Origin of the sequence: Desulfovibrio sp. Huiquan2017, from assembly GCF_017351175.1 — a bacterium.
Lineage (GTDB): Bacteria > Desulfobacterota > Desulfovibrionia > Desulfovibrionales > Desulfovibrionaceae > Pseudodesulfovibrio.
Genome location: NZ_JAFMPN010000010.1, coordinates 45450 through 59026 on the forward strand (window position 1 = coordinate 45450; position 13577 = coordinate 59026).

The window sequence follows — 13577 nt, forward strand, 5'->3', positions numbered from 1 at the left end:
GTTAAATTTTGAGAACCATTCAACCTTTTTCCCTCTGCCGGATATTTTTCCACAGCGGGTTGACCGGCTTTTCTGGATTTTTTCCCGTTTTACCCCTAAAGTTTTTCAGGTCAGGGACGATCGTATCATTCAAGGAAAGGGGTAATAGCGTGAATACATCGTCCGCCAATGTTCGCAATATGCTGCGCACCTATGGGAAGCAGCTTACGAGCGCGAAGCGGCTGGCACGCTTCCGGCAGGCGATGGGCGAGGCAAAGCCCCCGGACGACATCGCCAGGCAGGCCAAGCGCCGGGAGTTGGTGCAGCGCATCGCCCATGAGGTCATTGAAAACCTGATCGTCAATTCCGAACGCTCCCCCGTGGTCCGGGCTGTCCTCGACCAGTTGGAAAGCGAGTTCGGCGGCCGGTACGTCTTTGAGTACCCGCTGGACGGAAGCGACATTCAGATAATCAGGGAGACGCCGCAGGGTCCGCAGGAGATTGAAAATTCCGAGAGGAACAAGGTTATGCGGAGACTGTGGGAAATAGCATTGTCAAAGGTGGATGGCACCATGCTTTGATAGCCCCGTCCCCACGGGAGGTACGACATGGTTATTCGAAACATTGTAGGGGATCAGCACCCTTACGCAAATCAGAAGATCGGACGAAAGGAGCCCAAGGAGGTCCAGCGGACGCAGGAGAACGGCAAGTCCTCCGGTGAATCCGCCGACAGCGTGGTGCTTTCATCCGAGGCCCGGCTGCGGGGCGCCGCCCTGCAAAGCGCCAAGGATGCGCCCGACGTTCGCCGCGAAAAGGTGGACGAGCTCAAGCGCCAGGTCAAGGACGGAACCTATCGGCCCGACATGAAAAAGGCCGCCGCGAATCTCATCCGCGACGACCTAGACTTTCTGGTTTAGCATGCGAGGGTAACGACCGAGCGATCAGGACCCTATCGGCCGGAAGTGCGTGGGATACCCGGCTTCCGTCTGTGGAACCTGAAGACCTATCTTCGTCTCCGTGTTGATGACAATCGGTCCCTGGAGATTGAGGGTAGTGTCTTCGGGTTTGTCCTGTGGGATGGTCACGGTCACCAGAATGGCCAACTGCCGGATATTCTCCACCTTCAGGATCTTGCGCTCCGGGCTTTCGATCTTCACGTCATAGTCGTCGAGAAAGCTGTAGGGATCGGCCACCAACAGGCCGAGGCCCGGGTCGGTGAGACACTGCAACAGCAAAAACGGCGAATCCCCTTCCCTGACCGGCAATATCGCGAACTCACGCTTGTCCTCAAGCCCCACCAACCCGCGGGGAAAATAGAGAATGGAGTCGGAGCGGATCTCTCGTTCGCCCAGCCGGGTCATTATTTTTTGCGTTCTTTCTTTTGCCATAGCGCTGCCGCCGCGAGCAGGTCCTGCTGGTTGATTTCCAGCGCCTGCCGGTTCTGTTCCTTGATCTTCAAATAGACCTCTTCCCGATAGACGGTCATGTCTTCGGGCACATCCAGGCCGATCTTTATCTGCTTTCCCTGAACGCTCAGGATTTTCAGCTTGATATTATCGCCCAGGTAGAGGCTTTCTCCCGGTCTCCGGGTCAGAATCAACATGTCCAGGTCTTTCCTTCGGCTTGTCCGCGTTTCCCGCAGAGTACGCCTTGCCGACTACATGAGGTTCACACGCAAGTAAAGTTCATTATTTTCTCAAGTTATATAAATTTTCCAAGGTTGAGCTGCATAATCATGGACGTGGAGCGCAACACGGCTTCATAGACGATCTGCTGTTGAGCCAGTTCACTCATCAATTCGGATACGTCCGCGTCCTCGATGGAACTGAGCAGCGTGTTCTCGTTGAGCTTGAGGCCGTCCAGGATGGTCTGGCTGACAGTCAAGCGGTTTCCCCGGCCGCCCACTTCGGCCACGGCGTTCAGGACGTGCGCCTGAGCCTTCCCGAGGTTGGCCAGGCACTGCTGGCATCCGGTCTGGTTGTTGGTCTCTGTGAAGGCCACCAGGTTGCCCATGATCTCGAACAGATTCATGGAATCCTCGTCCTGCCCCTGAATGGTCAGGGTCATGTTCCCCGCGCCGCTCGCATGGAACACCCGACCGGCGTTCTGGCTGCCCAGCGTCAGGATGGAACCATTGGACGAAAGAACGGCCCTCGGATCCATATAAATGCCGCCGAAGATATCCTTGCCCACGTTGTTGACCTGGACTTGCTCGCTGGCGGAAATATCCAGGTTGATGGCCGCCGTGTGAGGGCGGATAACGAATTGCTGTCCCGGCCGCAACAAGTTGGAACCGCCGGAGGTCAGCGTCAGGATACCGCCATTGGCCACGGACAGCACGGTCTCATTGGCAGAGCCGTCGGGCTGGGCCACGTTGCCCGTCACCCAGTTGATACCGCCGTCCAGGCTGTAGGAATACTGAACTTCCCCGTTCATGGGCACGTTCGACTGGTTGTCGATGCGAACGGTCACGTTGGAATTCAGGAAGGAACCCGAGGCCGAGGCCTTAATCTGCTTCGAACCCGGTCCCAGAGCGTCCACCTGCGGCGGCGCGTCCTCGTCGTCACCGAGATACCGGGCCGAGGGACGAATCCACATCCAGGTGCCGTCGGCCGTGGACTCGTCTTCCGGGTCATTGACCTTGACGGTCGCGTCCCCGTGAAAGGTAACGCTGGTGCCGCTCTGGGGCAGCTTCAACGTCCCTTCCGAGCCCACGAAACTCATGCTTGCGTCATTTTTCCAGGTACGTCCGCCGTCCACGGAATAGCGCACGCCGAGCCGCGGATCGGACAGATTCATGTCGCTGCCCACGGGCGCGGTCTTGTTCTTGTCGAAATACTGAACCAAGACCGTGGTGTTCGACGAACCGTTAACCGTGAACTCGGCATCGCCGAAATCCTTGTCGTTGGTAGTCAGCCACATGATCTGCTCGTAGGCCGAGCGATCGGTCTTGTGTCCGGCGAAGATGGATTTGCCCTCGTAGTCGGAGTTGGCCAGGCTGATGAGCTGCTCGAACAGGGAGCGCATCTCATAGCTGACCTGTTCACGGTTGTTCTCGTCCATCGTGCCGTTGACCACCTGGGTAGCCAGTTCCTTGGCCCTCGTCAGGATGGTCGAGACCTGCAGCAACGCTTCATCCGCGCTGGTCAGCCAACCCTTGGCCGTGGAAATGTTCTCCTTGTATTGGTCCAGGGAGCGCAAGGTGTCGCGATGGTCCAGAATACGAGTCATGCCCGTGGGATCGTCGCTTGGCTTATTGATGTCCTTCTGAGTCTGAGATTTGATATTCAGATCCATAAGGGACGTAAGGGACGTGTTCAGGTTGTACACGTACCTGTTGAAAAGCATCTGTTGTGTTACGCGCATTGCCGGTTCTCCCCGTCTACGGTTTGAGCGACAGAATGGTCTGAAGCATTTGGTCCGCCGTGGTGATCAACTTGGCCGCCGCCGTGTAGGAGGCCTGATACTTGATGAGATCGCTCATCTCCTCGTCCATGTTCACGCCAGAAATCTCTTGTTGGCGCTCATTCAGGTCGTTGGACAGGGTTTGATAAAAATTCTTGTTGAATTTCGTCCGGTTGACGTCCGTACCCACGTTGCCCACGATACCGTTGTAGTAGTCGAGAATGCTCTGCTTCGTGGTACCCTCGAAGGCCGTGGACATGGTCACGTCGGCTTTGCGCAGCCCGTACATGGACTGAGCCGTGGTATTGTCGCCGGCGTTCATCTCTCCCGCACCGTTCACATGGCCTGTGGCCAGATAGTCCAAATCACCCGAAATTTTCTCGTTCACGGCCATGGACTTGGCGTCCTGGCCCTTGAAAAAGGTGTTCAACCCCAATCCCGCATAGAGTCCCGCCGAGTCCGAGCCGAAGGCGAAGGTGTAGCCGGCTTTGGCCTCCAGGTGCAGCTTGTTGTTGACGATGGTTGCCTTGATGGCCCCCGCATAGGTCCGATTGTAGGCGTCGCGCACATCCTCCAGAGAATGGACGTTGGGGTCGAAGGTCGCCCCGGCGCCGTCGAAATCCAAGGCCGCGTTGGAGACGAGCAGGCCGGTGGACTCATTGTAGATGTACATGAAGGAACTACCGGATTGGAGTCGGTCGCCGAAGGCCAGGCCCGTGGATTCGTTGGCCAGGGGCTTGCCGGTGTAATCCACCCGGTAGGTGCCCTGGCAGTCGGTAAAGGCCTGCAATCCCGCGCCCTGGCTGTGCCGCCGGTTGGTCTCCCAAATCACGGATTTGGACAGCTCGTCGATCTTGGAGCGGTACTTGCCCACGTAGTTGTCGCGGAAGGAAAGCAATGCCGCGATGCTGCCCCCGGTGAGACGCTGGGTGTTCTGCTCGCCGTTAAAGTGCAGCTGCGGGGTGATCTCCTCGGCGTGGGAGGTGTTCTCCACCCAGTAGACCCCCTGGTGCGGGGTGATGGTGAACCGATCGCCGTCCACAAAGGTGCCCGACGGCGACCCCTTGGCATCGGTGGTCGAACCGAACCATATCTGCAACCCTTCGACGTTGACCCGGTCGCCGTACTCCCGAGCCGAAAAATAGCGCGTCTTGCCCGACTCGTCCGTCAGCCAGGTCACCCCGCCGTCCAGGGAGACCTTGAACCGGGCCGCCGAAGCGCCCGAAGCCACCTGGCCCACCGGGTCGCCCGCGTTGGAGGCCTCGAACTCGATGGTGTATTCGAAGTCGTCGTCGCCGTCGAAATAGATGTTGCCGTCAAAGGTGGAATTCGAACGCAAGTCCGCGTTCTTGGTCGGAGCGCGGAAGTCCAGGGAAAAGGCGCTCTCCGCGTCCACCAGGGTCTGGCCGGACTGGGTCAGGACCGTAAAGTTGCCGCCGCCGTTATCGATGGTCTTGATGTCCACCAATTCCGCCAGGGCGCGGACCTTGCGCGCCCGCTCGTCGTACATGGTGTTGGCGTTGTTCTGGCCGGGCACGTCGTGGACCTGGATCTCCCGGTTCAGGTTCGCAATGTCCTGTATCAGGGAGTTGGCTTCCGCCACTTGGGCCGTAACCTCGTTGTTGATGCGCTCCTGCATGAGCGTCAGATTGGTGTCCACGGCCTTGAGGGTGGAGATCAGGGTCGCCGCATCGTTGACCACGCCCTGTCGCGCCCCATAGTTGTCGGGCCGCTCGGAAACCTTGTTCCAGGAATTGAAATATTGGGACAGGGCGTTGCTGACCCCATTCTTGCTGCTGGATTCATTGAGCAGATTTTCCACGCTCTGAAGCTGCTCGAAGAGATTGCCCCACATGCTGCTCAAGGACGACTGTTCCAGGTACATGGCCTCGACCAATTTGTCGAAATGCCGGACCACCTCCGTGGCCTTCACGCCCGTACCGAGTTGGCCGGGCGAATAGTCGATGTAAGGCCCCTCTTCCAGGTTCACCGAGCGGCGCGAATACCCCTTGGTGTTCACGTTGGAGATATTCTCGCCCGTGACCTGAAGTTGGACCTGCGAGGCGAACAGGGCCCACCGGCCCATGTCCAGAATGGAATTGGCGCCGAAGGACATTACAGTCTCCCGCTCAACAGACGCGCATCATTGATGCCTTGGGCGAAACGACCGGTGCGGCCATACGCCGTGGTGGACTTGGGCTTGAGCTGGTCGTGCATGAAACTGAGCAGCCCTTTGGACTGATCGAACAGGGCCATGGCCATCTGCTGGTTCTTGGCCGCCTGCACCGCGCAACGCTGCTCGGTTTCGTCAAGGCGTGCCAGAAGCTCGTCGAGGGACGTGGCCTCCTCTCCGCTCAACGCGGGCTGGAGTTCGCGGACGCGCTTGGCCGACGGCTCCACCTGGGCGACCAAACGGCGCAGGGACATGCGCTCGGCCGCCACCTGGCGCATGAGTTCCTGGATGGAGAGCTCCACCTGGGCCACGGATTGGGGCTTGAGACGGGTGAGACGGGAAAATTCTTCCTCAAGCAGGAAAAACATGAGCAACATGGCCTTGTTCTGGCGGACCAAATTTTCCTCAATAAGACGGATCATCCTGCTACCTCATTACTGCTAACACATTGTATTATCTTAACAATTATTAATTCTTATTAATTCTGGCTCCCGGGAGCTCACCCGATTTCTGCAAGTTTCCGGCCAACCGAGCCCTTATCGTCCGCCTCCGCCGCATATCCGGATCGCCTGCCGCCGGACCGCGAGGTCCCGGCCAGCCCGTCGTGAATGCGTCGAGCTTCGAGCTTGCGGGTCAGCGATTCCAGCCGCGCCTGGACCTCCACGTCGCTCAAAACACCGTGTTCATCCCGACCGCCCCGCTCTTCGGCGGAGGTCCCGACCGCCACGCCCCGGGAATCGACCACCGCGTTGCCGCCCCAATCCTCCAGGGTCATGCCCTGGGTGCGGTTCAGGGCGATGGGATCCGCGCCCCGCTTCAGGGGAATACCGCCGTTCTCCAAGGGCTGGATGTCCACCCCGCCGGTCAGGGTGTCCTGGCTGGTCTGCTTAAGCTTGCGGCTAAGCTGGTCGTAGATCATGTCCGCCAGGCCGATGCCGCCCGACTGGGCCATCTTCTCGGAGAAATCCCGGTTGAACATGCCCATGTAGGAATCCTCCTGTTTGGAGTGCAGATAGCCCTCCTTGGGCACGGTCTGACGCATCTGGTCCCAGAGCTTGCCGATGAACACGGCCTCGAAGTTCTGGCAGGCCTGCTTGAGCCGGGTCAGCTTGTCCGGGCGCTTGTCCGACAGGCTCCGCTTCAACCCCTCCATCTGGGACTTGAACCGGTCCATGTCGTTGGTCTCGACCACGTTCGCGGCCAGCCGGGGGTCCATGCTGCTGTTGATCATACTCATCTTAGATAACCTCCACCTCGGCGTGCAGGGAGCCCGCCGCCTTGAGAGTCCGGATGATGGAAATGAGATCACGCGGAGTGGCTCCGATGGAATTCAGGCCGTCCACCAATTCCTGCAGGGTGGCGCCCTCCATGAGCATAAGCTGGTTGTTCTGCTCCTGGACCTGAACGTCGGTCTGCGGGGTGACCACGGTTTGGCCATCCGAGAACGGACCGGGCTGACTGACCTGCTGGGTCTCGGAGACCACGATTTGCAGGTTGCCGTGCGCCACGGCCACGCGGCTCAGGCGCACGTCCTGGCCCAAGACCACGGTGCCGGTTTTCTCGTCCACGACCACCTTGGCCTTGCCGTCGGGCGAGATGTCCAGATCCTCCAGGGAAGCCATCAGCGGGACCATGTTGCCCCGGAACCGATCCGGCAGTTCCAGGTCGATGGTCGAAATGTCCTTGGCTTTGGCGAACTGTCCCCCCATGCTGGCGTTGATCTTGTTGACCACCTGCATGGTCGTCCCGAAGTCCCGCACGTCCAGATTCACGGTCATATGGTCCTGGTTGTTGAACTTGAAGGGTACACCCCGCTCCACGACCGCCCCGTTGGGAATACGGCCTACGGTGGGGATGTTCTTCTGAGCATCGGCCGCCGTGCCGCCCACGGTGAAGCCGCCGATGGTCAGGGACCCCTGGCCCACGGCGTAGACCCGGCCGTCAAGGCCTTTGAGGGGCGTGATCAGAAGGACCCCGCCGAGCAAGGACTTGGCGTCGCCGAGCGACGAAACCGTGACGTCCAGGGGAGAGCCTGGCTTGGCCGAGACCGGCATCTTGGCAGTGACCATGACCGCGGCCACGTTCTTGGGCTTGAGGTCGTCGGGGTTGGCCTCCACGCCCATCTTTTCCAGCATGTTGGCCATGGAACGCATGGTGAACGTGCTCGACGTGCCGTCTCCGGTGCCGGCCAGGCCGACCACCAGGCCGTAGCCCACCAGTTCGTTGGTCCGCACCCCGCTGAAGGAGGCGATGTCCTTGAGCCGGGCCGCGCGGGCCTCGCCCGGAGCGAGGACAAAGGCCAGGTACAGGACAAGCAGGACGAACAATGCCGCCAGGACAAGCGTCCTGGTCGCTTCACCTGCGTCCACGGGGTTGATGCGTTCATTCAGGGTCATGGCGTTCACTCCTCAAAACCTCTCAAATGCATTGTTCAGGCCGTACGGCTAGAAGGGAAAGACGTTGTCCAGAATTCGCGACAGCCAGCCGGGCCTCTGCTTGTCCGCCAACACGCCCTGGCCGTAAATCTCGATCTGGGCCTCGGCCAGGCTGGTGGACGGGATGGTGTTGCTCGAGGAGATGTCGCGCTGGCGGATCAAGCCCCTGACCACCAGGAACTGGGTCTCGTTGTTGACCCGGATACGCCGCGCACCCTCCACCTGAAGGATGTTGCCGGGCAGCCTGCGCACGATGCGCGTGGCCACCGTGGCCTCGAAATTGGATTCCTGCTTGGTTTCGCCGGAGCCGTCGAACTTCGAGGACTGGTTGGCCGTGATGCCCACGCCCGTCTTGGCTCCCAGGGTCTTGGCCAGAGGCATGGCCCCGATCAGCCCGATGTTGGGCACGGCCGTAACCGAGGTGTCCACGTCATTGGACTTGTCGGCCGTGGTCTCGGACTTGATCTTGGTGGTCGCAGATTCCGCCACCTGGACCAGAACGATGTCGCCCACGCGGCTGGCGCGGTTGTCGTCGTACAAAAACTCGGACCGGTTGGAATCATACAGGGAACCCGGGTTGGAGGCCGGATTCTGCTCTTCGTAGGCGGGCGGCGTGAGCACGGGCATAGGCTCGTTCTCGTACTTGCGGGCGCACCCCGAGGCCAGCAGGACGGCGGCCATGACCATCAAAAAATAGCGTTTCATGACAATGCTCCTCGTCTACCTGACGACGACGGTTTCCCCGTCCACCACGGTGGCCAGGATGATCTTGTTGCTCTGGACGTTGCGGACCTCGATCCGCTGCCCCACTCCGGCCTCGCCCATGGCCTCGGCCTTGATGGACAGGCGGACGCCCCGCCCGTTGTAGACAAGGTTGACCATTTCGCCGCGCTCGATGAGCGGCACCGGCTCCAGGTGAGACAGGGTGAAGACCTGGCCCCGGCCCAGCGTCCGAGCCATGCGCCATGGCCCGCCCGCGCCGTCCCAGACGTCACGGTTGTAGGCCATATTCATGCGCCGGAAGGAAATCTTTTCCTTGGTCACCCGTTCCATGCGGTTCATGGGCTGTGCGGCCACGGGCACGGCCTTCCACACGTCGGCGAAAACCACGGCGGAACGGCGCGAGACGACCTTGCCGTCCGGGGTCATGCCGCTCAGGACGATCTCATTGCGCCCAGGTTCGAGGTGGTCGTTCATGCTGATGACCAACTTATCATAGTCATTGGGGAAAAAGATGTGGTTGGGCATCTGGAGGTCCTTGAAATGCACATCGCCGCCCAGGTCCTTGGCACGCGGTGTCAAAAAGGCGACGACGCGAGCCTTGAGTTCAGCCGAATCCACGACCCGGCCGCCCGTCTGCACGGTCAACTGACTGGGCAGGGCCAGGTTGGCCGCCCCCTCGCCCATGTAATACTTGAGGACCTGCGCGAGTTTGTCCCTGGGTATCGTGACCACGTAGCCGAGCTTGCTCGAAGCCTTCCAGAGCTTGAGGGTCGAAAGGGTCGGCCACTGACGACGGGCCGCGTCGTCCACCGGGTCCGCGATCTCGCCCAAAAGGACGTCGGGACCCTTGACGCAGGCCACGTCCCGGACCAGTCCCTTCCAGAGGTTGCCCCTGGCCGCCCCGGTCAGGGCGGGCACGGACAACAAGACCAGGGTCAGGCACGCCGCCAAAATATATCGGACCACGCGGTTTTCGGTGCTCGAACGGTGCTTGTTCCACATAGACATCATGAACCTGCCTTGCAGCGAGATCTCCCCGATCACCCGCTATCGCTTAATGTTGATGGCAGTCTGCAACATGCCATCCGAGGTAGTAATGGCCTTGGAGTTGATCTCGAAGGCACGCTGGCCCACGATCAGACCAACCATTTCATCTACCATCTCCACATTGGACCCTTCCAAAAAGCCCTGGGCGATGGTTCCGTAGTTTTCGTCGCCCGGAGTTCCGGCCACGGCCGTGCCCGAGGCGTCGGTCTCGCGGTAGAAGTTGCGTCCGGAGGCGTTGAGCCCGGCCGGGTTCTGGAACCGGTAAAGGTCGAGATCCGCCGTAGCCAGAACCTTACCGTCCTTATCCAGGGCCGAAATGGTCCCGGTCTCGGAAATGGACACGCTGGACGTCTCGGCGGGCACGGTGAACTCCGGTTGCAGGGGATAGCCGCCCGCAGTGACCACACGGCCGTCGCTGTCCAGCTCGAAGGAGCCGTCGCGGGTGTAGACCGCTTCACCGTTGACCATGACCTGGAAAAAGCCTTCGCCCTCGATGGCCATGTCCAGAGGGTTGCCGGTGTTCTGGTAGTCGCCCTGGGTGAAGAACTTATGCACGGACACGGGCCTTACGCCCATGCCGATCTGCATGCCCACGGGCGTCCGGGTGCCGTCGGCATTCTGCCCCCCGGCGATTTTGAGTGTTTGGTACATGAGATCTTCGAACTCCGCCCGGCTCTTTTTGAAGCCCGTGGTGGAGACGTTGGCCAGGTTGTTCGACAGGGTGTCGATCTGGGTCTGCATGGCTATCATGCCGGTGGCAGATGTCCACAGGGAACGCATCATGATTGCAAGCCTCCTGAGCTAGGCGGTGGGATTCCCCACCTTGGTGATCAATTTCGTATCCATTTCGTTGTCGGCCTGGATCATCTTGGTATACATGGTAAAGGCCCGTTGCGTTTCGATCATCGAAACCATCTCGGTGACGACCTCCACGTTGGACTTCTCGACGAAGCCCTGGGCAACTTCCATTTCTCCGGGCGCGGTCTGGGCCACGCCTTCGGGCATGCGGTAGTTGTTGGAACCCGTCCGTTCCAGCAGAGCCGGATTGTCGAAATCCACCAGGTCAAAGGCCCCGGCGGGCTGGCCGTTGATCAGAAGATTGCCCTGGTCGTCCGCCTGGAGCCGACCACCCGGCGGGATAAAGAGCGGCCCGCCGTCCACCATGACCGGATGACCATCCGCGGTCTGAAGCATCCCGTCGGAATCGGTCACGAAGTTTCCGGCGCGGGTGTACAGCATCTCGCCGTCGCCCTGGATGGAAAAGAATCCCGGGCCGGACAGGGCGAAGTCGAGCTGGTTACCCGTGCGCTCAAGGCTGCCCTGGGACAGGTCGGCCTGTTGAGCCGACAACCGCGCCTTGGCCATGATGTGCCCCTCGGGGAACATGTTCTTTCCCCGGATGTAGGTCTTGTCATCCACCAGATAGTCATGGGAGAAACGAATGAAGGTGTCATGAAAGGCCAGCTTGTCTTTCTTGTAGGCGGACGTGTTCACGTTCGCCAAATTATTGGCGATGGATGACATCCTTAATTCATTGGATAAAGCCCCGAAAATGGCGCTCTGTGTACTGTCCCGCATAGGGCGATCCTCCTGTTCGACGAGGGATTTGCACTATGCATGCCAACGCTGGAAACCCATTTCTCGGCCGGCGGGAACCGGCACGATGGTTGTTGACAACCTGTGTGTATATGTATAAATAGGCTCGTTTCCGGGCGGGTGTAGCTCAGTTGGTAGAGTACAAGCTTCCCAAGCTTGGTGTCGCGGGTTCGACCCCCGTCACCCGCTCCAAAGCCTTTCGCAGGGCCCAATAAAAGGGCCCTGCGGGGTTCGCGTAGGTGAGCTCGGGCTCACCTTTTTTTATATTTGTCGGACCGGACGCCGTTCCGGCGGGAGAAGAACCGCGATGCGCCAGACTTTTGAGGAAATGTTGTCGGACATGATCCGGCCCGAGGTGGAAAACCTTGGCTACGTCTTCTGGGGATTGACCTCCCCGGCGTCGGGCAAGAAGCGCGTTGTTCGCATATACATCGACGCCCCGGGCGGCGTGAACATCGATCAGTGCGCCGAAGTCAGCCGCCAGGTGGGACTCATGCTTGAGGTGGAGGACGTCATCCCCGGCGCTTTCAATCTCGAGGTTTCCTCCCCGGGCCTGGAGCGGCCCTTCTTCGCCCCGGCCCAACTGGCCGACTACATGGGCCGCAAGATGGACGTTCTGCTCTTCGAGCCCGAAGACGGCCGCCGCAAGTTCAAGGGCGAACTGGCCGGTATTGCAGGCGACACCGTCGCCGTGAACGTCGATGACCAAGTCAAGAACTTCGATTGGACCGCCATCAAGAAAATCACCCTGGTCCACGAATTTTAGCAGATATCACTGCCGGGGGGAGAGGCCCCGACCGGCACAAGCGGAGGTTTATCATGTCGGAGCTGAAAAGAGCCATCGACCAGATTAGCAAGGACAGGGGCATTGACCGTGACCTGCTGATCGACACCCTTGAGGAGGCCGTGCGCTCGGCTGTGGCCCGCAAGTACGGCGAGACCATGGACATCGAGGTGGCCTTCAACGAGGAACTCGGCGAAATCGAGGTCTTCGAGTTCAAGGTAGTCGTGGAAGAGGTGCACGACCCCGTCAGCGAAATCTCGCTCGAAGACGCCGTGGCCCACGATCCCAACGCCCAGTTGGACGACGAGATGGGCTTCCCGGTCAAGGTCGAGGACCTTGGCCGCATCGCCGCGCAATCGGCCAAGCAGGTCATCATCCAGCGCATGCGCGATGCCGAGCAGGAAATCATTTACGAAGAGTACAAGGACCGCGTGTCCGAGATCGCCAGCGGCATCATACAACGCCGCGACCGTACCGGATGGATCATCAACCTTGGCCGGACCGAGGCGCTGCTGCCCAAGGAGGAGCAGATCCCCAGGGAACGGTACAAACGCGGCGACCGGGTGCAGGCATATATCATAGATGTATTGAAGGAGTCGCGCGGCCCGCAGGTCGTTGTCTCCCGCTCCCACCCGGACTACATGATCGAGCTCTTCAAGCGCGAAGTGCCCGAGGTGGCCGACGGCACGGTCAAGATCATGGGCGTGGCCCGCGACCCGGGCCTGCGCGCCAAGGTGGCCGTCATGTCCCGCGACCGCGACGTGGACCCGGTGGGCGCCTGCGTCGGCATCCGCGGCTCCCGCATCCAGAACGTGGTCCAGGAACTCAAGGGCGAGCGCATCGACATCGTGGTCTGGTCCCCGGACATCGCCATGTACGCACAGCACGCCCTGTCCCCGGCTATGATCTCGCGGATCACGGTGGACGAGGAGGACGAGGCCTTGGAAGTGGTCTGCCCCGACGATCAGTTGACCCTGGCCATCGGCCGCAAGGGCCAGAACGTCAAGCTGGCCGCCAAGCTGCTCGGCTGGAAAATAGACATTTTCACCGAATCCCGGTACGGCGAGCTCAACGCCGCCCGCAAGGGCATGGATCAGATCGCCAGCGTGGCCGAAGTCTCCATGGAGAACTTCTTCAACGCGGGCTTCGAGTCCATCGACTCCATCGCCCTGGCCTCGGATGAGGAACTCCTGTCCATTAAGGGCATGACCGAGTCCAAGATCGCGGACGTGCGGCTGGCCGTCAACATGCTCGCCCCCGACCTGGAAGCCGAGGATGACAGGTCCGAAGCCCCCGAAGCCGAAACGCTCGCGGAGGCCGCCGAGGAAACGCCCCGGGACGACGCCGAGGGAGAGTCCGAGACCGAAGACGAGACCGAAGACGAGACCGAAGAGGAAACCGAGACTCCCGCCGAGGGCGCGGAGACGAAATAGGC

The 13577-nt window shown here is 60.4% G+C and carries 15 protein-coding genes and 1 tRNA gene; 5 read left to right on the plus strand and 11 right to left on the minus strand.

Going from position 1 to position 13577, the window contains the following annotated elements:
• Positions 1-149 precede the first annotated feature (149 nt).
• On the plus strand, positions 150-560 hold the full coding sequence (locus J0909_RS09750; RefSeq protein WP_207262438.1) for a DVU0524 family FlgM-associated protein: 411 nt from the start codon (positions 150-152) through the stop codon (positions 558-560).
• A 27-nt stretch (positions 561-587) separates the two neighbouring features.
• Positions 588-896, plus strand: coding sequence for a flagellar biosynthesis anti-sigma factor FlgM (gene flgM / locus J0909_RS09755; RefSeq protein WP_207262440.1), 309 nt, complete (start codon positions 588-590; stop codon positions 894-896).
• A 24-nt stretch (positions 897-920) separates the two neighbouring features.
• Here the strand turns inward: flgM and fliW are convergent, their stop codons facing one another.
• From fliW to J0909_RS09810, 11 genes are all read right to left on the minus strand, one after another.
• Positions 921-1340, minus strand: a complete 420-nt coding sequence (gene fliW, locus J0909_RS09760; protein ID WP_286181950.1) for a flagellar assembly protein FliW — start codon at positions 1338-1340, stop codon at positions 921-923.
• Entirely contained in the window at positions 1340-1582 is a 243-nt protein-coding gene (gene csrA / locus J0909_RS09765; RefSeq protein ID WP_207262444.1) for a carbon storage regulator CsrA, read from the minus strand. Before csrA ends, fliW begins: the two co-directional genes overlap by 1 nt.
• 98 nt (positions 1583-1680) lie before the next feature.
• Complete coding sequence (flgL, locus tag J0909_RS09770; protein ID WP_207262446.1) at positions 1681-3345, minus strand: flagellar hook-associated protein FlgL; 1665 nt, start codon at positions 3343-3345, stop codon at positions 1681-1683.
• A gap of 16 nt (positions 3346-3361) precedes the next feature.
• Positions 3362-5500 carry a flagellar hook-associated protein FlgK gene (gene flgK / locus J0909_RS09775; protein ID WP_207262448.1) on the minus strand — a complete coding sequence of 713 codons (2139 nt, stop codon included), beginning with the start codon at positions 5498-5500 and terminating at the stop codon, positions 3362-3364.
• On the minus strand, positions 5500-5979 hold the full coding sequence (locus J0909_RS09780) for a flagellar protein FlgN (RefSeq protein ID WP_207262450.1): 480 nt from the start codon (positions 5977-5979) through the stop codon (positions 5500-5502). The genes flgK and J0909_RS09780 overlap by 1 nt, the downstream gene beginning before the upstream one ends.
• A gap of 77 nt (positions 5980-6056) precedes the next feature.
• On the minus strand, positions 6057-6794 hold the full coding sequence (locus tag J0909_RS09785; RefSeq protein ID WP_286181932.1) for a rod-binding protein: 738 nt from the start codon (positions 6792-6794) through the stop codon (positions 6057-6059).
• 1 nt (position 6795) lies between these two features.
• On the minus strand, positions 6796-7953 hold the full coding sequence (locus tag J0909_RS09790) for a flagellar basal body P-ring protein FlgI (RefSeq protein ID WP_207262452.1): 1158 nt from the start codon (positions 7951-7953) through the stop codon (positions 6796-6798).
• A 48-nt stretch (positions 7954-8001) separates the two neighbouring features.
• A complete protein-coding gene (locus J0909_RS09795) occupies positions 8002-8697 on the minus strand; it encodes a flagellar basal body L-ring protein FlgH (protein WP_207262454.1) in 696 nt (231 codons plus the stop codon).
• A 15-nt stretch (positions 8698-8712) separates the two neighbouring features.
• Positions 8713-9726 carry a flagellar basal body P-ring formation chaperone FlgA gene (gene flgA / locus J0909_RS09800; protein ID WP_286181934.1) on the minus strand — a complete coding sequence of 338 codons (1014 nt, stop codon included), beginning with the start codon at positions 9724-9726 and terminating at the stop codon, positions 8713-8715.
• A gap of 36 nt (positions 9727-9762) precedes the next feature.
• Entirely contained in the window at positions 9763-10545 is a 783-nt protein-coding gene (gene flgG, locus J0909_RS09805) for a flagellar basal-body rod protein FlgG (RefSeq protein ID WP_207262456.1), read from the minus strand.
• A gap of 18 nt (positions 10546-10563) precedes the next feature.
• Positions 10564-11340, minus strand: coding sequence for a flagellar hook-basal body protein (locus J0909_RS09810; protein WP_207262458.1), 777 nt, complete (start codon positions 11338-11340; stop codon positions 10564-10566).
• A gap of 134 nt (positions 11341-11474) precedes the next feature.
• Here J0909_RS09810 and J0909_RS09815 point away from each other — a divergent pair.
• The 3 genes from J0909_RS09815 to nusA all read left to right on the plus strand — a co-directional run bounded on the left by J0909_RS09815 (position 11475) and on the right by nusA (position 13575).
• Positions 11475-11550 (plus strand) — tRNA-Gly (locus J0909_RS09815).
• A gap of 115 nt (positions 11551-11665) precedes the next feature.
• Entirely contained in the window at positions 11666-12124 is a 459-nt protein-coding gene (rimP, locus tag J0909_RS09820; RefSeq protein ID WP_207262460.1) for a ribosome maturation factor RimP, read from the plus strand.
• A 53-nt stretch (positions 12125-12177) separates the two neighbouring features.
• On the plus strand, positions 12178-13575 hold the full coding sequence (nusA, locus tag J0909_RS09825; protein WP_207262462.1) for a transcription termination factor NusA: 1398 nt from the start codon (positions 12178-12180) through the stop codon (positions 13573-13575).
• Positions 13576-13577 lie beyond the last annotated feature (2 nt).

Bases quoted from the DNA above. Each gene is read 5' to 3' on its own strand.
- flgM (WP_207262440.1), top strand. From the start codon at position 588: ATGGTTATTCGAAACATTGTAGGGGATCAGCACCCTTACGCAAATCAG.
- fliW (WP_286181950.1), bottom strand. From the start codon at position 1,340: ATGACCCGGCTGGGCGAACGAGAGATCCGCTCCGACTCCATTCTCTAT.
- csrA (WP_207262444.1), bottom strand. From the start codon at position 1,582: ATGTTGATTCTGACCCGGAGACCGGGAGAAAGCCTCTACCTGGGCGAT.
- flgL (WP_207262446.1), bottom strand. From the start codon at position 3,345: ATGCGCGTAACACAACAGATGCTTTTCAACAGGTACGTGTACAACCTG.
- flgK (WP_207262448.1), bottom strand. From the start codon at position 5,500: ATGTCCTTCGGCGCCAATTCCATTCTGGACATGGGCCGGTGGGCCCTG.
- J0909_RS09780 (WP_207262450.1), bottom strand. From the start codon at position 5,979: ATGATCCGTCTTATTGAGGAAAATTTGGTCCGCCAGAACAAGGCCATG.
- J0909_RS09785 (WP_286181932.1), bottom strand. From the start codon at position 6,794: ATGAGTATGATCAACAGCAGCATGGACCCCCGGCTGGCCGCGAACGTG.
- J0909_RS09790 (WP_207262452.1), bottom strand. From the start codon at position 7,953: ATGACCCTGAATGAACGCATCAACCCCGTGGACGCAGGTGAAGCGACC.
- J0909_RS09795 (WP_207262454.1), bottom strand. From the start codon at position 8,697: ATGAAACGCTATTTTTTGATGGTCATGGCCGCCGTCCTGCTGGCCTCG.
- flgA (WP_286181934.1), bottom strand. From the start codon at position 9,726: ATGATGTCTATGTGGAACAAGCACCGTTCGAGCACCGAAAACCGCGTG.
- flgG (WP_207262456.1), bottom strand. From the start codon at position 10,545: ATGATGCGTTCCCTGTGGACATCTGCCACCGGCATGATAGCCATGCAG.
- J0909_RS09810 (WP_207262458.1), bottom strand. From the start codon at position 11,340: ATGCGGGACAGTACACAGAGCGCCATTTTCGGGGCTTTATCCAATGAA.
- rimP (WP_207262460.1), top strand. From the start codon at position 11,666: ATGCGCCAGACTTTTGAGGAAATGTTGTCGGACATGATCCGGCCCGAG.
- nusA (WP_207262462.1), top strand. From the start codon at position 12,178: ATGTCGGAGCTGAAAAGAGCCATCGACCAGATTAGCAAGGACAGGGGC.